We start from the raw sequence: 16,558 nt of genomic DNA, 5'->3' as shown, positions 1-16,558 counted from the left end.
GCCTGCTAGAGTCTGCGGCCGTGGCCGAGCCGCTCCAGCTGCTACGCAACGCCGATCTCTACGATCCTACCCCGCAGGGGCGACGGGATCTGCTGTGTGGAGGCGGTCGAGTCCTGGCCGTGGCCGAGCGCCTCGATGCGCTGCCGGCCGGGCTCGCTTGCGAGGTCGTCGACATCGACGGCGCGACCGTCGTCCCTGGTCTCATCGATGCGCACGTGCATGTGACCGGCGGAGGTGGCGAGGCTGGGTTCTCGAGTCGAGTGCCGCCGCTGCGCCTGACCGATCTCAGCCTCGCGGGCGTGACCTCGGTGGTCGGTTTGCTCGGCACCGATGGCACCACCCGTACGATCCGCGAGCTGGTGGCGCGCACCTACGGCCTGCGTGAAGAGGGCCTGAGCGCGTGGTGCTGGACGGGCAGCTACCAGCTTCCGGTCACCACCTTGACCGGCTCGGTGCGCGACGACCTCGTGTTCGTCGAGCCGATCCTCGGCGTGGGCGAGCTGGCGCTCAGCGACCATCGCAGCTCGCAGCCCACGTTCGAGGAATTGCTGCGCGTGGCCTCCGACGTGCACGTGGGCGGCATGATCTCCGGCAAGGCGGGGGTGCTGCACCTGCACATGGGCGACGGCCCGCGCGGGCTCGAGCTGGTGCGACGGGCGCTCGACACCACCGAGCTGCCAGGGCGGGTGTTCCACCCCACGCACGTCAACCGCAACCATGCGCTGTTCGAGGAGGCGCTGGCGCTGGCCAAGGCACGCGGTGAGCCGGGCCCTTGCATCGACGTGACCGCGTTCCCCGAGGACGACGTGGGCGACGGGCTCTCGGCGGCCGCAGCGATCGCCGCGTGGCATCGGGCCGGGCTGCCGGGGTCGCGGCTGACCTGCTCGTCCGACGGCGGCGGCTGCATGCCGTGCTTCGGCACCGACGGTCGCATCGAGAGCTTCGGGGTGGGGCAGTGCAGCACGTTGCTCGAGACGATCCGGGCCTGCGTGGCCCAGCATGAGCTGACGCTCCCCACAGTGCTACCGAGCTTCACGAGCAACGTGGCCGCGCTCTTGCGTCTGCCCGGTTGTGGCCGGCTCGTACCCGGGGCCCGAGCCGACCTGCTTGTGCTCGACCGGGACCTGGACCTGCGCGCCACCATGGCAAGCGGGCGCTGGTTGGTGCAGGACGGCCAGGCGGTGGTCACGGGGCCGTTCGGGTAGCCGGCTCCACGCCCACGTCGTGCGGTGGGTGCATCACCTCCCACGCTACCGCACTCGAGCGCGACGCCGTACACGCGGTCGAGTGCGGTAGAGTGCGGGGGTGAGCCCGCCCAAGCTACGCCTGCCGATCGGCCAGTCGGACTTTCGCATGCTGCGGCAGCAGGGCCTGACCTACGTCGACAAGTCGGCGTTCATCGTCGAGGTGCTCGAGGCCAGCGCCCAGGCGATCCTGGTGCCCCGCCCGCGGCGCTTCGGCAAGACACTGAACCTGTCGATGCTCCGCTATTGGCTGGAACGCGGGCTGGAACGCGGGCTCGAGCGCACCTCCGAGGATTGCAGCGGGCTGTTCGCGGGCCTCGTGGTCGAGCAGTCGGAGCTCGCGAGAGCACATCGGCAGCGCCACCCGGTGATGTTCCTGACCTTCAAGGACGTCAAGGAATCGAGCTGGGAAGGCTACTTGGCGCGGATGGCCGGGGAACTCGCAGCACTCTATCGCGAGCACTCCTACCTGCTCGATGGCGCCGTCTTGCAGCCGCAAGAACGCGATGCCTTCACGGCCATCCTGCACGGCTCGGCCTCCGCGGCCAAGAGTGCGGCCGCGTTGCGCGATCTCTCGCGATGGCTCGCGCTCCATCATGGCGAGCCCGTGGTCATCCTCATCGACGAGTACGACACTCCGCTCCATGCCGCCTACCACGCGCGGTACTACGACCAGGCCGTCGGCCACCTGCGAAGCCTCTTGTCGGGCGGGCTCAAGGACAACCCGCACCTCTTCAAGGGCGTGCTCACCGGCATCTTGCGGGTGGCCAAGGAGAGCATCTTCTCGGGGCTCAACAACCTGGCGGTGTACTCGATCCTTCGTACGGAATTCGCGACCTCGTTCGGCTTCACCGAGCCCGAGGTCGTGGCGCTGGCCGAGCAGGGAGGCTCTCCCGAGGCGGTCGATGGCATCCGCGAGTGGTACGACGGTTACCGCTTCGGCGGGCAGACGCTCTACAACCCATGGTCGGTGATCAACTACCTCGACAGCGCGGACCGTGAGTTTCGACCGTACTGGATCGCGACCAGCTCCAACGATCTCGTGCGCGAGCTGTTGATCTCCGGTCCTCAGGGGCTGCGGGCCGAGCTCGAGACGCTGTTGACCGGCGGTGTCATCGACAAGCCGATCGAAGAGCACGTGGTGCTGCGCGACATCGAGACCACCCCCGATGCGGTGTGGGGCTTCTTGCTGTTCTCGGGCTATCTGCGGGCACGGGAGACCTACACCGACGCCAGCCGCACCCTGTGGGCTCGCCTCGACGTGCCCAACCTCGAGGTCCATGCTGCGCTCGCGACCATGGTGCGCAACTGGATGAGCGTGCGCGTGGGGGGCTCATCGGAGGTGCAGGCGCTGTTGCAGGCGCTCCTGCGCGGTGATGCCCGCTCGATCGAGCACTACCTGTCTCGGATGATGAAGGTGAGCCTGTCCTATCACGACACCGGCGGACCGGAGCCCGAGCGAGTGATCCACGGCTTCATCGTGGGGCTGCTCGTGGCCCTGCAGCCGGAGTACGAGGTGCGGAGCAATCGCGAGTCGGGCTACGGGCGCTACGATGTGATGGTGCTGCCGCGTACGGCCGGAAAGCCAGGGGTGGTGGTGGAACTCCAGACGGTCGACGACGGGGAGGCTCCGGCCTCGGCCCTGGAAGACGGCCTTCGGCAGCTACGCGAGCGGGACTACGCAACCGAGCTACGCGAGCGCGGAGCCAGCCCGATCATCGAGCTCGCGGCGGCATTCGACGGCAAGCGAGCGTTCGTGGCTCGTGCGGGTGGGTGACGCGCGGTGCTCGCACTTGCCCCCGGCCCCGTGGCCTGGCAATGCTCCCGGCCCACGAGATGGCGCCCGCAAAGGTCCCAGAAACCGCCCGCCGCGGCTACATCATGCCGGTCGGCGGCGCCGAGAAGAAGGACGAGGAGCCCGTCATCCTCCGTCGCTTCGTCGAGCTGTGCGGCGGGGTCGACGGTCGGATCGCGGTGATCCCCACCGCCTCCGAGCTCGAGGACACGGGCACGCGCTACGAGCGATTGTTCCTCGAGCTCGGCGTGGGCAAGGCCCGCTCGCTCGACTACCGCCGCCGCACCGACACCGAGAATCCCGACTGGCTGCAGTGGCTGCGCGATGCCACCGGCATCTTCCTGACCGGGGGCAACCAGCTGCGCATCACCACCATCCTCGGCGGCACCCCGGTGGCCCGGGCGATCCGCTCGGCCAACGCCCGCGGGGTCTCGGTGGGCGGCACCTCGGCCGGAGCGGCGGTGCTCTCGGAGCACATGGTCGCGTTCGGGGAGTCGGGCGCGACCCCGGTGGCGGGCCGCGTGACCCTGGCCCCGGGCCTGGGCCTGACCAACCGCGTGGTCATCGATCAACACTTCCGCGAGCGCGATCGCATCGGGCGCTTGCTCGCCGCGCTGGCCCTGAACCCGTTCGCCGTCGGCGTGGGCCTCGACGAGGACACGGCGGCGTTCATCGATCCCGACGACGTGATCCACGTGGTGGGCAGCGGTGCGGTCACGATCATCGACGCCAACGGCCTCGAGCACTCGAGCATGGGCTCGGCCGAGGACGGGCAGGCCATCTGCATGACGGGCCTGCGGCTCCACGTCCTCCCGGGCGGCGGGTCCTTCGATCTGCACCATCGCATCGCGACCCCACCCCCCGGCACCCTCGACTGACACCTCCACCGGGACCTCGGCCGGCACCTTCGATCGCCCGGCACCCTCGACCCGCCCGCAGGGCTCTCACCCAAGTCTCCCAAGGCCATGCAGATCCTCGAGCAGCGCATCTATCGTGGACCCAACCCCTATGCCCACTTCGGCGTGATCCGCCTGCGGCTGGACCTCGGGCCGCTGGAGGACTGGCCCAGCGCCAAGCTGCCCGGGTTCGTGGACGCCCTGCTGGCGGCCGTGCCCACGCTCGACGAGCACGGCTGCTCCTATGGCACCCCGGGCGGGTTCGTGCGGCGGCTTCGCGAGGACGAGGGCACCTGGCTCGGGCACGTGCTCGAGCACGTGGCCATCGAGCTGCAGAACCTCGCGGGCGCCGACGTCACCTTCGGCAAGACCCGCGGCACCGGCAAGCACGGCGAGTACTTCGTGGTCTACCAGTTCGAGGAGGAGCGCGTGGGCGTGGCCGCGGGCGAGCTGGCGCTGCGCCTCTTGTGCTCGCTGCTTCCCCCCGAGCTGCGTCCCGAGCCGCCCGACGAGGGCTTCGACTTCGCGGTCGAGCTGCCGGAGCTCATCGCGTTCGCCCAGCGTCGCCAGCTCGGGCCCTCCACCGCGTCGCTGGTGCGCGCGGCCGAGGAGCGCGACATCCCGTGGATCCGCCTCAACGACTACTCGCTGGTGCAGTTCGGCCACGGTCGCTATCAGCAGCGGATCCAGGCCACCATCACCTCGCAGACCCGGCACATCGCGGTGGAGATCGCCTCCGACAAGGAGGAGACCACCCGCATCCTGGGCGACCTCGGGCTGCCGGTGCCCCGCCAGGAGGTGGTCTACTCCGAGGCCGGCGCGCTCGAGGCGGCCGACGACGTGGGCTACCCGGTGGTGGTCAAGCCGGTCGATGCCAACCATGGTCGCGGGGTCTCGATCGACCTGCGCGATCAGGCCGCGGTCACCGTTGCGTTCGCCAAGGCCAAGGAGCACAGCAGCGCGGTGATCGTGGAGAGCTTCATCCCCGGCTTCGACCACCGCATGCTGGTGGTGGGCGGGCGCTTGGTGGCCGTGGCCAAGCGCGTACCCGGGCACGTGGTGGGCGACGGCGCGTGCACCATCGCGGAGTTGGTCGAGCTCGTCAATCGCGACCCGCGGCGCGGCATCGGGCACGAGAAGGTGCTCACCCGCATCGAGCTCGACGACCAGGCGATGCGGCTGCTGGCGTTGGCCGGGTTCACGCCGCAGACGGTGCTGCCCGAGGGCGAGCCGTTCTACTTGCGCTCCACCGGCAACCTGAGCACGGGCGGCACCGCGACCGACATGACCGACGTGGTGCATCCCGACAACGCGGAGATGGCCACGCGCGCCGCCCAGGCGATCGGGCTCGACGTGGCGGGCATCGACTTCATCACCCCCGACATCAGCCGCTCGCACCGCGAGGTCGGCGGGGCGATCTGCGAGGTCAACGCGGCCCCCGGCTTTCGCATGCACGTGGCCCCCACCGAGGGGCGCCCGCGCGACGTGGCTGGCCCGGTCATGGACATGCTGTTCCCGCCCGGCACGCCCGCGCGGATCCCCATCGTGTCGATCACCGGGACCAACGGCAAGACCACCGCCAGCCGCATGGTGGCGCACATCCTCAAGATGTCGGGCCACACGGTGGGGCTGTGCACCACCGACGGCGTGTACATCGACGGCTCGCGCACGGTCGTCGGCGACATGACGGGACCCGTCTCGGCGCAGATGGTGCTGCGCGATCCCACGGTGGATGCGGCGGTGCTCGAGACCGCGCGCGGGGGCCTGCTGCGCTCGGGCCTGGGCTATCGCTCCAACGACGTGGGCGTGGTGCTCAACGTGCAAGGCGATCACCTGGGGCTGGGTGGGGTCGAGACGCTCGATGACCTGGCGCGGATCAAGCGGATCGTGATCGAGGTCAGCCGCGGTTGCGCGGTGCTCAATGCCGACGACGAGCGCTGCTTGAAGATGGCCGACCACACCTCGGCCAGGCGCATCGCCTACGTGACCCAGAACCCCCGCCACGAGCTGGTGCGCGAGCACATCCGTGCGGGGGGAGCCGCCTGCGTGCTCGAGGAGGGCATCAACGGGCAGATGATCACGCTCTACGACAACGGCGGGCACATGCCGCTCTTGTGGACCGACCTCATCCCGGCCACGCTCGAGGGCAAGGCGATGTTCAACGTGAGCAACGCGATGTTCGCCGCCACGGTGGCCTTCGTGATGGGGATCAAGCTCGAGAACATCCGCACCGGGCTGCGCACGTTCGACACCACGTTCTTCCAGGCCCCGGGGCGGCTCAACGTCTACGACGAGCTGCCGTTCAAGGTGATCCTCGACTATGGCCACAACCCGGCCGCGGTGGCGGCGATGGCCGACACGGCCCGGCGCATGGACGTGACGGGGCGGCGGCTGTGCGTGCTCTCGGCGCCCGGCGACCGGCGCGACCAGGACGTGCTCGACGTCGCGCGGGCCGCCGCGGGGGTGTTCGATCACGTGATCCTGCGCCGTGACGACGACCCGCGCGGGCGCGAGGAGGGCGAGGTCACGGGGCTCTTGCGGCAGGGGCTGCTCGAGGCCGGGCAGGCCGAGGGCTCGATCGAGGTGATCGAGGACGAGATGCAGGCGGTCGCCGCCGTGCTCGAGCAGGCCAGGGCCGGTGACTTGGTGGTGGTGTTCGGTGATCAGATCACGCGCTGCTGGAAGCAGATCATCGGCTTTGGCGGCGAGGGGGAGACGCGGCGGGGTCGGGCGCGGGAGCTCCTCGACGGGATGGGTGGCATCGGGGCGCTCGCGACCGAGGCCGCGCCCAGCAGCCCCGCGCGGTCGCCCGCGGTGGTGGAGGCGATCGTGCAGCCGCGAGCGCGAGAGCTGTCGCGTGCGCGTCCGCTCTCGGGCACTCCCGGGGTGCACGAGCCCGCGCCGGTTCGCACGCACACGGAGACTCCTGCCGCCCCGGCGGTGGCGCCGGGCGGGGTGATCAGCGATACCCGTGGTGTTCGCCTGGTCCGCGAGCGCGAGACCAGTGACTAGACCGGACGACGCCCGCTGCCCATGACCGCCGAGCTACACCAGGAGCGAGCCCGGCGGCTCGTGCGGCTGCGGGATCGCTTCACCGCGGTCAACACCCGCAGTCGCACCATTCGGCTCAATCGCTGCACGCGCAGCGGGGCCTTCGATCTGGGGCGCCTGCCCCGGGCAGGCATGGAGGACGTGCTCGCCCGGCTCCACGAGGTGCTCGGGCGCAGCCCCGATGCCCGCATCGCGCTCGCCGATCACCAGGGCCGGACTCCAGAGCAGCAGGCGATCGCCGACGATCTGGGCGTGCTCGCGCGCTCGGCCCACGCGGACTGGCTCGAGACGGGGTTGCGCGATCTGGCGGTGGGGTGGCCGTTGCTGGAGGGGCGCACGAACGACGGCACGTGGATCCGCAGCCCCGTGCTGCTCCATCCCCTGTGGCTCGAGTCGACGACCGAGGGACGGCTGCAGTGGGTCGCGGAGCTCGGCGGCCCTCCCGTGCTCAACGCGTCGCTGGCCCAGACCCTGCAGCGGCTCACCGGGATCACGCTCACCCTCGACGAGCTGCTGGCCGACGACGATGATCAGATCTTCGCCGTCGACGATCCCACGTGGCTGGGCATTGGAGCCTGCCTCGGTCGCCTGGGGCTGTCGCTGGCGCCGCTGCCGTCGTTGCCCGCCCTGCGGCCGTTGTCGCCGCGCACCGACCAGGAGCGGGCCCAATTGGACAAGGGAGCGTTCGAGCTGCAGCACCACCTCGTGGTGGGGCGCTTCCCACCGTCGGGCAGCAGCATCATCGGCGACTACGACGAGCTGCTCGAGCGCGTGCCCTCCGACGAGGTCCTGGGGCGGGCCGCCGAGCTGCTCGGCGCCGACGAGCCGGCGCCCGTGGACGAGACCGTGCCGGCCCTCGTCGGACGCCCGACGGAGGACGCGCCGCCGCTCGTGCACATGGGCGCACGCCAGCACGTGGCACTGGCGTCGGACAGCAGCCAGGACGAGCTGCTGCGCTGGCTCGAGTCCGACGCGCCGGGGATCGTGGTGCAGGGTCCTCCGGGCACGGGCAAGTCGCAGCTCATCGCCAACCTCGTCACCGCTGCGATCGCGAGCGGACAGCGGGTGCTGCTGTGCTGCGAGAAGCGGGCGGCGCTCGACGTGGTGGCCGAGCGCCTGGCTTCGGTGGGCCTGGGCGAGCCGCTCGCGCTCGTGCACGACGTGGCGGCCGATCGCAACCTGGTGTGCCAGGGGATCGCGAGCACCATTGGGGCCGTTTCGCCGGGAGGATCGCAGCCACGGGGCGAGACCACCGATGCCAGCGCCTCGCCGCCCAGCGCCTCGCAGCGCGCGATGACCCGGCTCTCGCTCACTCAGGAGGCCTTCGTCGCCCTCACCACGCGTCCTTCGGGTCGGCCGCCGCTGGCCCGCCTGCTCGAGCTGGAGCTCGACGACGATGGTCGACCGCTGCCGGAGCTCGTGGCGGTGGCCGAGGGCGTCACCCCGCAGGAGGTCGAGGCGAAGATCCCCCGACTCGAGGCGCTGGCGCACGAGACCGAGCCCCTGGCTTCGCCCCATCCGCTCGCGAAGCGCGGCGACTTCGGCGAGCTCGACGCGAACGCGCGTGACGAGCTGCGTACCCGGCTCGAGGCCGTGCGCTCCCCGCTGGCCCGGCTCGCTGCCACCCGGGGCGGGGTGCTCCGTGCGCGCGAGTCATCGGCGCTCCAGCGCGAGATCTGGGAGCCCGCCGACACCATGCTCGCCCTGCTCGCCGAGCCCAACGGCCGCGAGCTCGCCCGCTTCTCGCTGTTCTGGGTGTGGACCGGCGGACACGCAGCCCACGGCGAGTGGAGCGAGATCATGCAGGTGCTCGAGCAAGCCCTGCGTCAGCTCCACCCCGTGCCCTACGAGCTGATCCTCGAGCCCCGGTCGTCCCTCGAGGCGTGGATCGAGCAGCTGGGCGAGCTCGGTCGGCTGGCCCAGGGTCCCGGCTGGCGGCGCGTGTTCCTGCCGTCGTACTGGCGACTGCGGCGGTTGCCCGGGGAGATCCTCGATCGCTGTCCGTCGCTGCACCGCAAGGACGAGGTGGCGCCCAGCACGAGCGCCGCACCGGTCAACGTGGAGCGCCTGTGCAAGGAGGCGATCCGCTGGCAGGAACTCGTGGCGCGCATGCCCCAGGACAACCCGTTCCTCGGCTTCGGGTTCCAGGGCGAGATCGCCGAGGTCGCCGACGCGATCGAGGAGCTGCGGGTCCATCACGATCGCGTGCGAGCCCTGCATGCGCTGCGCGAGCGGCTGGGAGCGCGCGGCGAGCCCTATGCGAGGTTGCCCGACTTCGAGGCGCTGGGCTCGGTGAGCGACGAGCCGTTCGTGGTCGCAGCACTCGCCGATCGCGAGCGTGCTCGCTGCTGCTTCGAACTGGAGGAGCAGGTCCGCGCACTGCATCGTTGCTGCGACCGGCTTCGCACCAGCTCCCACGGGGTCTACGACGGCACCCTCGCATCGGCGCTCGAGGGGCTCGTGGCCCAGGCCGTGGACGGGCAGCCGACGCCCGCGCTCGAGCGTCTCGATGCGATCCTGGCCGCGTGGTCCGATGCGCCCGAGGCCACCCGCGTCGATGCTCTCCTGGCCCGCGAGCCCGGCTGGGTGCGCCGCTTCCTTCGAGGTTGGCGACGGCACCCGTCGGGCGAGCCCGCGGGTCACGACGCGCGCCGGGCCATGCGGCGGGCATGGCGGGCGCTGACGCTGGCGGGCCGCAGCCGTACGGTGCTCGAGGCACCGCTGGTCGACGACGAGCTGCTCGGGTTGCTCGCGCAGGACGTGGCCGACGGCCGCCGCGAGGCGGCCACACGGGTGATGAATGCCTACCGCGACCGGATCGCCGGGCGAGCGAGCGCCAGCAAGGCGAGCGCCAAGGCGCTGCGGCAGCTCGCGGCCCAGGCCGGCAAGCGTCGGCGTCGGCTCACCCTGCGCCAGCTGGTCGAGCAGTACTGGGACCGGGGCCTGGCCGACGTGCGCCCGGTGTGGCTGTGCTCGCCCGACTCGGTCGCCTCGATGTTCCCGCTGCGGCGCGACCTGTTCGATCTGCTCATCGTCGACGAGGCCAGCCAGTGTCCCGTGGAGTCGGCGCTGCCCGTGGCGCTGCGGGCACGACGGGTGCTGGTGGCCGGCGACGAGCAGCAGATGCCCCCCAGCCGCTTCTTCCAGGCCTCGCACGGGGTGGAGGAGCTCGAAGACGACGACGGCGCGGTGCTCGGTAGCCAGTCGCTGCTCGAGCTGGCTCGCGTGGCGTTTGCCTCGACCACCCTGCGCTGGCACTACCGCTCGCGGCACGAGGCGCTGGTGGCCTACTCCAACCGGGCGTTCTACGGTGGTCGGCTCATCACGGCACCGCGGGCCGAGCGGATTCGATCGTCCGACGTGGAGGGCCTGCGCTTCGTTCGCGTGGACGGGCTGTGGCAGGAGCAGCGCAACCCCATCGAGGCCGAGCGCGTCGTCGATCTGGTGGGCACGCTCTTGCAGCGTACGGTGCCGGGAGGCGGGAGCCCTCCCTCGGTCGGGGTGGTCACCTTCAACCTCAACCAAGCCGATCTGGTGCTCGAGCGGCTCTCGGCCCGAGCATCGGTCGACCCCGCGTTGCGCCACGCGCTCTCGCGTGATCGCCAGCGCCCTGCCATCGAGCAGCTCTTCGTTCGCAACCTCGAGAACGTGCAGGGCGACGAGCGCGACGTGATCGTGTTCTCGCCCGCCTATGGCCCGGCCGAGCCCGGAGGGCCGGTGCACGCCCGCTTTGGCCCGGTGGGGATGGACGGCGGCGACAAGCGGCTGAACGTGGCGATCACCCGGGCGCGGCTGGGCGTGTGGGTGGTGTGCTCGTTCGATCCCGATGGGCTGGACGTCTCGGGCTCACGCCACGTGGGACCGCAGCTCTTGCGGGGCTACCTGCGCTACGTGAAGGCGGCCGCCGAGGGACGCGAGGCCGACGTGGCCGCGCTGCTCCACGAGGCAGCGGTCCTGGGGGACGGTGCGGGCTGGGTCGCCGGATCCTCGTCGACCCCGAGCCCCGAGCCACCGCTCGGCGTACGCGTGCGCGACGAGCTCGCCGAGGCGCTTCGCGAGCGTGGCCTCGACGTTGCGGTCGATCACGGGCTGGGCGTGCAGCGGATCGATCTGGCCGTGCGCATCCATGCCGAGGGCGGGGCCGAGGGCGGGGCCGAGACCGACTGGGGGCTCGGCATCGATTGCACCCAGCACCTGCGCATCGCCGAGCCGATCACGCGCGACGTCTACACGCGGGAGCTGTGGCGGCGCCTCGGGTGGACGATCCTGCGGGTCACCCCGGGCATGTGGCTGCAGGAGCGGGACGCGGTGCTCGAGCGCATCGAGCGTCGCGTGCGGGGGGACCGGTAGACGACCCCGGACGGGACGTTGGTCGTGGCGTTGCCGCTTGGGTGCTAGCATCGACCTCCCATGCGCCGCTTGCTCCCATCCGTCCTGCTCTGCCTCGTGCTGCTCGCCTCGGCGTGCAAGGGTCAGCCGCTGCCGGCCGACAAGGCCGAGTTCGCGGGGCGTTGGCACGGGGTGGGAATCCAGCTCGAGATCCGCCCCGAGGGCCACGTGAGCTACCGAAAGTCCGAGGGCCGGAGCACCGTGACGATCGACGGCCCCCTGCAGGGCTGGCAGGGCGACGACTTCGTGGTGGGGGTGATGGTGGTCAAGACCAAGTTCCACGTGACCGAGCCGCCGCACCTGGTCGACGGCAAGTGGATGATGACGGTCGATGGTGTCGAGCTGACTCGCGTCGAGGAGTGACTGGCGATGCCCGAGTTCGACGCGGTCGAGGCCAAGATCCTGCGAGGTGCGCTGACTCGGTTCCAGCAGGCCATCGAGGTCGAGCTTGCCGAGCCGATCCGCACCCAGCTCCGCGACTACCGGCCGCCCGAGCTCCACGAGCTCTACCAGGAGCTGACGCTCATCGGTCGGCAGCTCGACCAGCCCGTTGGTGGAGGGGAGACGCGGTTCTCGGTCCACGACATCCACGCCCGGCTGCTCAAGGCGGTGGTGGCCCACCAGCGCCGCGCCCTGGCCTCGGAGATCGACGAGCCCCGCCGTCGCACCGGCCATCGCGAGGCGATCCGCTACCTCGAGAAGGAGCTGCGCGTGCTCGACGGGGTGGTCGACGCGCCGTGGTTCTCCGACGTGGTCATCGCCCGGCTGCCGCGGCTGACCGACTACCTCTCGCTGCGCTTCGCCGAGCAGGCGCTCGGTGGCGCGCAGGATCTCGCGGCCCGGGTCTACGACGAGAAGTTCAACATCCTCGAGGCGCCCGCCCTGTTCGCGCCCGATCTGGCCGCCTACCGCGTGCGCTGCGGGCTGCGGCGCGTACCGGTGTGCGTGGCGTTCCTCGACATCGACGACTTCAAGGGCTTCAACACCCGCTACGGCGAGACGCGGGTCGATCGCGATCTGCTGCCCGCGTTCATGGAGCTGCTCGAGGCGCATGCGTTCGTGCATGGGCATGCGTATCGCTTCGGTGGTGACGAGTACGTGGTGCTGTTGCCCAATGCCGAGCGCGAGGACGCGGTGAGGCTGCTGCAGCGGTTTCAGAGCGCACTGCGAGAGCTGGTGCTGCCCGGGATCGACGAGGACATCACGGTGAGCGCGGGGGTGTGCCCGGTGGGGCCCGACTGCATCCTGACCGATCGCGAGGTGCTCGAGCGGGCCAACCGGGCGAAGAACCATGCGAAGGGGCAGGGCAAGGATCGGGTGGCGTGGTACCGCGGGGAGATCTACCGCGACGAGCTGCTCGAGGTGGGGTAGCGACCGGCGCGGTGAGGCGTGGCTCTACAATGCACGTCTGCTTCAGCGAGTTCGCAGGGAATTCCGCCTCGACGAATCGAGCGGCGTGGCCAAGCAGATGCTCTACGGGCTGTGGGTGATCGAGTACCGCAATGGCATCGCGTGGTACAGCCTGCCCGAGCCGGTCGAGCAGCTACTGGTTCAGCTGGAGCGTGCGACCTCGTGACCACCAAGGCGGTCCTAGGCCGCAGGCGTCTGCCATCAGGCCAGGAACTGCACGTGCTGCACCTCTGACGTCGATTGCTCGTGCGCTAATTTCGGCCCCAGCTGCCGGGAGTGTCGCTCATCGTCAGCCGTAGCGTGGCGCCTTGCTCGATCTCCGACCACCACACCCACGGCCGCTCGAGCGCAGCCCCATCGAGCTCGGCCCCCGTCACGTAGATCGCCCCCGGCCCGGCACCATCCGCGATGACCGTGAGGCTGCGCGAGCCGGTGGCATCGCTCAGATCGAGCTCGGCGCGCTCGAACACCGGGCTGCCGATCCAGATCCGCTCGGTCCCCGGCACGGGATAGAGGCCCACCGCGCTGAGCACATACCAGGCGCTCATCGTCCCCGCGTCGTCGTTGCCGGGCAGGCCGTCGGGGCCCGTGCCGTAGTTTTGGGCCATGGCCCATCGCGCCCAGCGCTGAGCGCTGGCCGGATCGCCCAGATCGTTGAACAGGTAGGCGTCGTGGAGCACGGGCTCGTTCGAGTGCCAGTAGTAGGGCTTTGGCTGCAAGGGACTCTGGCTCTGCTCGGTCGAGAGTTCGAAGTACTCGAGCAGGCGGTCGCGGGTGGCCTGCCGCGAGCCGTGCAGCGCCACCAGTCCCTCCACGTCGGGCACCATCCACAGGTACTGCCAGGCATCGCCCTCGGCGTACGGGCCGGCCCACTCGGTTGGATCGAACCCCTCGAGCGCGGGGCTGCCGTCGGCGTGGTGACCCACGAAGAATTGCTCGGTCTCGTCCCACAGGCCGAGGTAGCCCGCCGCGTGGGCCTCGAACATGGCCTGGTCGTCCGCCCGGCCGAGGCGCTCGGCCATCCGGGCCAGCGCCGCATCGGCCCAGGCGAACTCGAGGGTCCGCGAGACCGACGATCCTGCTTCCTCCACCGCCACGTAGCCCCGCGCGAGGTAGCCCTCGATGCCGGCGCGCCCGGCGTTGGGACGGGGCTCGGTGGCGTGCAGCCGCGCGCCCTCGTAGGCGCGCTCGTGATCGAAGTCGATCCCCTTGAGCATCGCCTCGGCCAGTACGATGTCGGCGCTGGTGCCCACCATCCCGCCGGTGTAGCCGGTGCCCAGCGGCCACTTGGGCAGGTCGCCGCCCTGCTCGTACATCCGTACCAGCGACTGCATCATGTCGCCATGGCGATCGCGCTGCACGAAGCTGAGCAGCGGATGCAGGCTGCGATAGGTGTCCCACAGCGAGAAGTCGCTGTAGTACACGTCGTTGCCCGCGTCGTGGATCCCGCCGTCGAAGCCCCGGTAGCGACCGTTGGCCTCCGTCAGCTGCGTGGGCGCGAGCCAGGCGTGGTAGAGCGCGGTGTAGAGCATCGTGCGCTCGTCGTCGGTGCCTCCCGCCACGCGAACACGCGACAGCTCCGTCTCCCAGGCCGCCACGGCCGCGTCGCGGGTCTGCTCGAACGAACCCGACAGCGAGGCCTCGAGGTTGGCCGCAGCCTGCTCCATCGAGAGGTAGGAGAGCCCCACCCGCAGCTCCACCGTGGGTGCCTCGGGCGGCGGTGAGAAGCGCAGCCAGGCCCCGATGGTGCTGCCGCTCTGCAGCGACACGCCTTCGTGCAGCGTCCGGCCCTCGTCCCACACCCCGAAGCCCACGATGGGCTCGCTGGGGCGGATCTCGAAGTAGGTTCGCAGCCCGCCGAAGCGCGACGAGTAGCTGCCGTCCACGGTCATGAAGCCGCGCACCCGGCCGCTCTCGGGATCGATCTCCACGCGTCCCGCGGTCGAGCTGGCCCCGGCGGGGTTGTAGCCGAGGTCGATGACGACCGTGGCCTCGTCGGTGGCCTCGTTCCAGGTGTAGCGATGATGCCCGCCCCACATCCCGCCCGTGAGCTCGGCTCGGATCCCGGGGTCGGCCAGGTCGACCGCGTAGTACCCCACCGCCACGTCCTCGGTGTCGTGTGAGAACGACGAGCGCGCCCCTCCCGGCAGCGCCTTGCCCGGCGCCATGCCGATGGTGGGGGTCACCAGCACCGCACCGTAGTCCGGCACGCCCATGCCATTGAGGCGCGAGTGGGAGAAGCCCCACACGTGCGTATCGCCGTAGCTATAGCCGGTGCAGTTGGTGAACGAGAGCTGCACGGGCCCCAGCCCCGTGTCGGGGCCGAGCTTGACCATGCCGAACGGCACCGAGGGCCCGGGGTTGGTGGTGCCCACGCCATAGCCGGTGCCGCCGGTGCCGATGCGGGGATCGACCCACGAGGCGAGCACCTCCGGCGGCCACGACCACGGCTCCTCGGCATCGCCGGTGCTGGAGTCGGCGACGCCGGTCGAGGTGTCATCGGTGGTGGCGATGGGGTCGCCCGTCGAGCCCGAGTCGCTGGCGTCGTGACCGCTGGCGGGCGGCGCATCGTGGTGGCACCCCGCGAGCGCGAGCACGACCCACGCGAGCACGGTCCGAGGCTGCGTGTCCGTTCGTGCGTTCCGGGTGCATCGCTTCATCGTGCGAGCATCGTACCGCAGAAGCACTCGGCCCCGACGCCGTTGGCTGGGATCTGGCAGCACGATCGCCGCTTCCCCGTCACGATATTGCCAAGGCGGTGGCGCGCGAGCAGCTCGAGGTCCAGCGCGCACCGCTCGAGCTCCTGGAGCTGCGCGATGCAATGCTCGCGCGCCTGCCGAGTCGTCACTAGCCTTTACGGCTTCACGCACTCGCTCATCGCCAGGTCGGCCAGCCCCGCCACGCCCAGTGCACAGACCGAGGTCTCGGCTCCGTCCCCGCACAGCATCGCGAAGTACCCGAGCGCGGGCTCGAGGTAGCGAGGCAGCCCCGCTCCGGCGAACAGCTCCGTTGCGGGCCCGTCGGGCTCGCCACCGTCGAGGCATGCTGCAATCGGATCGACGGTGATGGTGTTGCCCGAGCCGGCGAGCTCGGTGGCCAGGCGCCTGCACGCCACGAGCACCTCGTCGAGCGCCGGATCACACGCCTGCGGCATGGCGTCGGGCGCATAGCCCTCGAGCAGCGCGTAGGCCTGCAGCCGCCACAGGTTCTCCTCGCCCAGCCAGTAGAGCCCGTCGAGCTCGCCCAGATCGCTCACGAAGCGATCGTCGGCCGTGCCGAGGTAGCCATCGGGACCCACGCGGTGCGCGATGATGCTCTCGGCCGCCTGGCGGTCGAGCCCAACCTCGCGATCGAGCGCCGCGAAGTCGAGCTCGTTGGCCACGCGCAGCATGCCGTAGGCGGTGGGCGAGTCCGGCAGCGGCAGTGGTTGGGCCGGCAGCTCGTCGATCACGTCCTCGCGCTCGTCGGGCGCCGGGCCGTCGGGATCGAGCTCGCAGCCGAGAATGGTGCAGAGGGGCAGACACAGGGCGAAGGGAGCAAGGGCAGAAAGGCGCATGGGGAGGCCCTCCGGCGCGGCAGCGCGCAGAAAGGAGCGAAGCTCGATGTTGGCCGGCCCTGCGCAGCGCGATCGACGATCGACCGCGATGCAGCGTCCGGGTCGAGTGGGATAGCGCCTCTACCGGTGGACGGCAAGGACGATCGTACGTGAGGTGTGCCGCAGCGCGACCTCGCTCGTGTCGATCGATCGATCGAGACCCGAGCACGCGCGAGCA

9 protein-coding genes are annotated in these 16,558 nt (G+C 70.8%); 7 read left to right on the top strand and 2 right to left on the bottom strand.

All coding sequences use genetic code 11. From position 1 onward, the window contains the following. Window positions 1–20: 20 nt before the first annotated feature. The 7 genes from iadA to OEB96_RS37115 all read left to right on the top strand — a co-directional run bounded on the left by iadA (window position 21) and on the right by OEB96_RS37115 (window position 12,746). Window positions 21–1,205 (top strand): beta-aspartyl-peptidase, encoded by a 1,185-nt coding sequence (iadA, locus tag OEB96_RS37145; protein ID WP_266221627.1) that lies wholly within the window; start codon window positions 21–23, stop codon window positions 1,203–1,205. Window positions 1,206–1,305: 100 nt separating this feature from the next. Beyond that, complete coding sequence (locus OEB96_RS37140) at window positions 1,306–3,021, top strand: AAA family ATPase (RefSeq protein WP_266221626.1); 1,716 nt, start codon at window positions 1,306–1,308, stop codon at window positions 3,019–3,021. Window positions 3,022–3,080: 59 nt separating this feature from the next. Beyond that, window positions 3,081–3,917 carry a cyanophycinase gene (locus OEB96_RS37135; protein WP_266221625.1) on the top strand — a complete coding sequence of 279 codons (837 nt, stop codon included), beginning with the start codon at window positions 3,081–3,083 and terminating at the stop codon, window positions 3,915–3,917. An 87-nt stretch (window positions 3,918–4,004) separates the two neighbouring features. Next, the gene (gene cphA, locus OEB96_RS37130; protein WP_266221624.1) at window positions 4,005–6,947 is read left to right on the top strand and encodes a cyanophycin synthetase; all 2,943 of its coding nucleotides are present in this window, start codon (window positions 4,005–4,007) and stop codon (window positions 6,945–6,947) included. Window positions 6,948–6,968: 21 nt separating this feature from the next. Beyond that, window positions 6,969–11,336, top strand: coding sequence for an AAA domain-containing protein (locus OEB96_RS37125; protein WP_266221623.1), 4,368 nt, complete (start codon window positions 6,969–6,971; stop codon window positions 11,334–11,336). A 60-nt stretch (window positions 11,337–11,396) separates the two neighbouring features. Next, on the top strand, window positions 11,397–11,738 hold the full coding sequence (locus OEB96_RS37120; protein WP_266221622.1) for a hypothetical protein: 342 nt from the start codon (window positions 11,397–11,399) through the stop codon (window positions 11,736–11,738). Between the two features lie 6 nt (window positions 11,739–11,744). Further along, a complete protein-coding gene (locus OEB96_RS37115; protein ID WP_266221621.1) occupies window positions 11,745–12,746 on the top strand; it encodes a GGDEF domain-containing protein in 1,002 nt (333 codons plus the stop codon). Window positions 12,747–13,036: 290 nt separating this feature from the next. Here OEB96_RS37115 and OEB96_RS37110 read toward each other — a convergent pair whose 3' ends face one another. Further along, entirely contained in the window at window positions 13,037–15,445 is a 2,409-nt protein-coding gene (locus OEB96_RS37110; RefSeq protein WP_266221620.1) for a GH92 family glycosyl hydrolase, read from the bottom strand. Between the two features lie 194 nt (window positions 15,446–15,639). After that, window positions 15,640–16,341, bottom strand: a complete 702-nt coding sequence (locus OEB96_RS37105; RefSeq protein ID WP_266221619.1) for a hypothetical protein — start codon at window positions 16,339–16,341, stop codon at window positions 15,640–15,642. Window positions 16,342–16,558 lie beyond the last annotated feature (217 nt).

The sequence above is a fragment of the Paraliomyxa miuraensis genome (assembly GCF_026337845.1).
GTDB classification, from domain to species: domain Bacteria; phylum Myxococcota_A; class Polyangia; order Nannocystales; family Nannocystaceae; genus Paraliomyxa; species Paraliomyxa miuraensis.
Note: the sequence above shows the minus strand (reverse complement) of the source record. Positions and strands in the feature narration are given on the sequence as shown.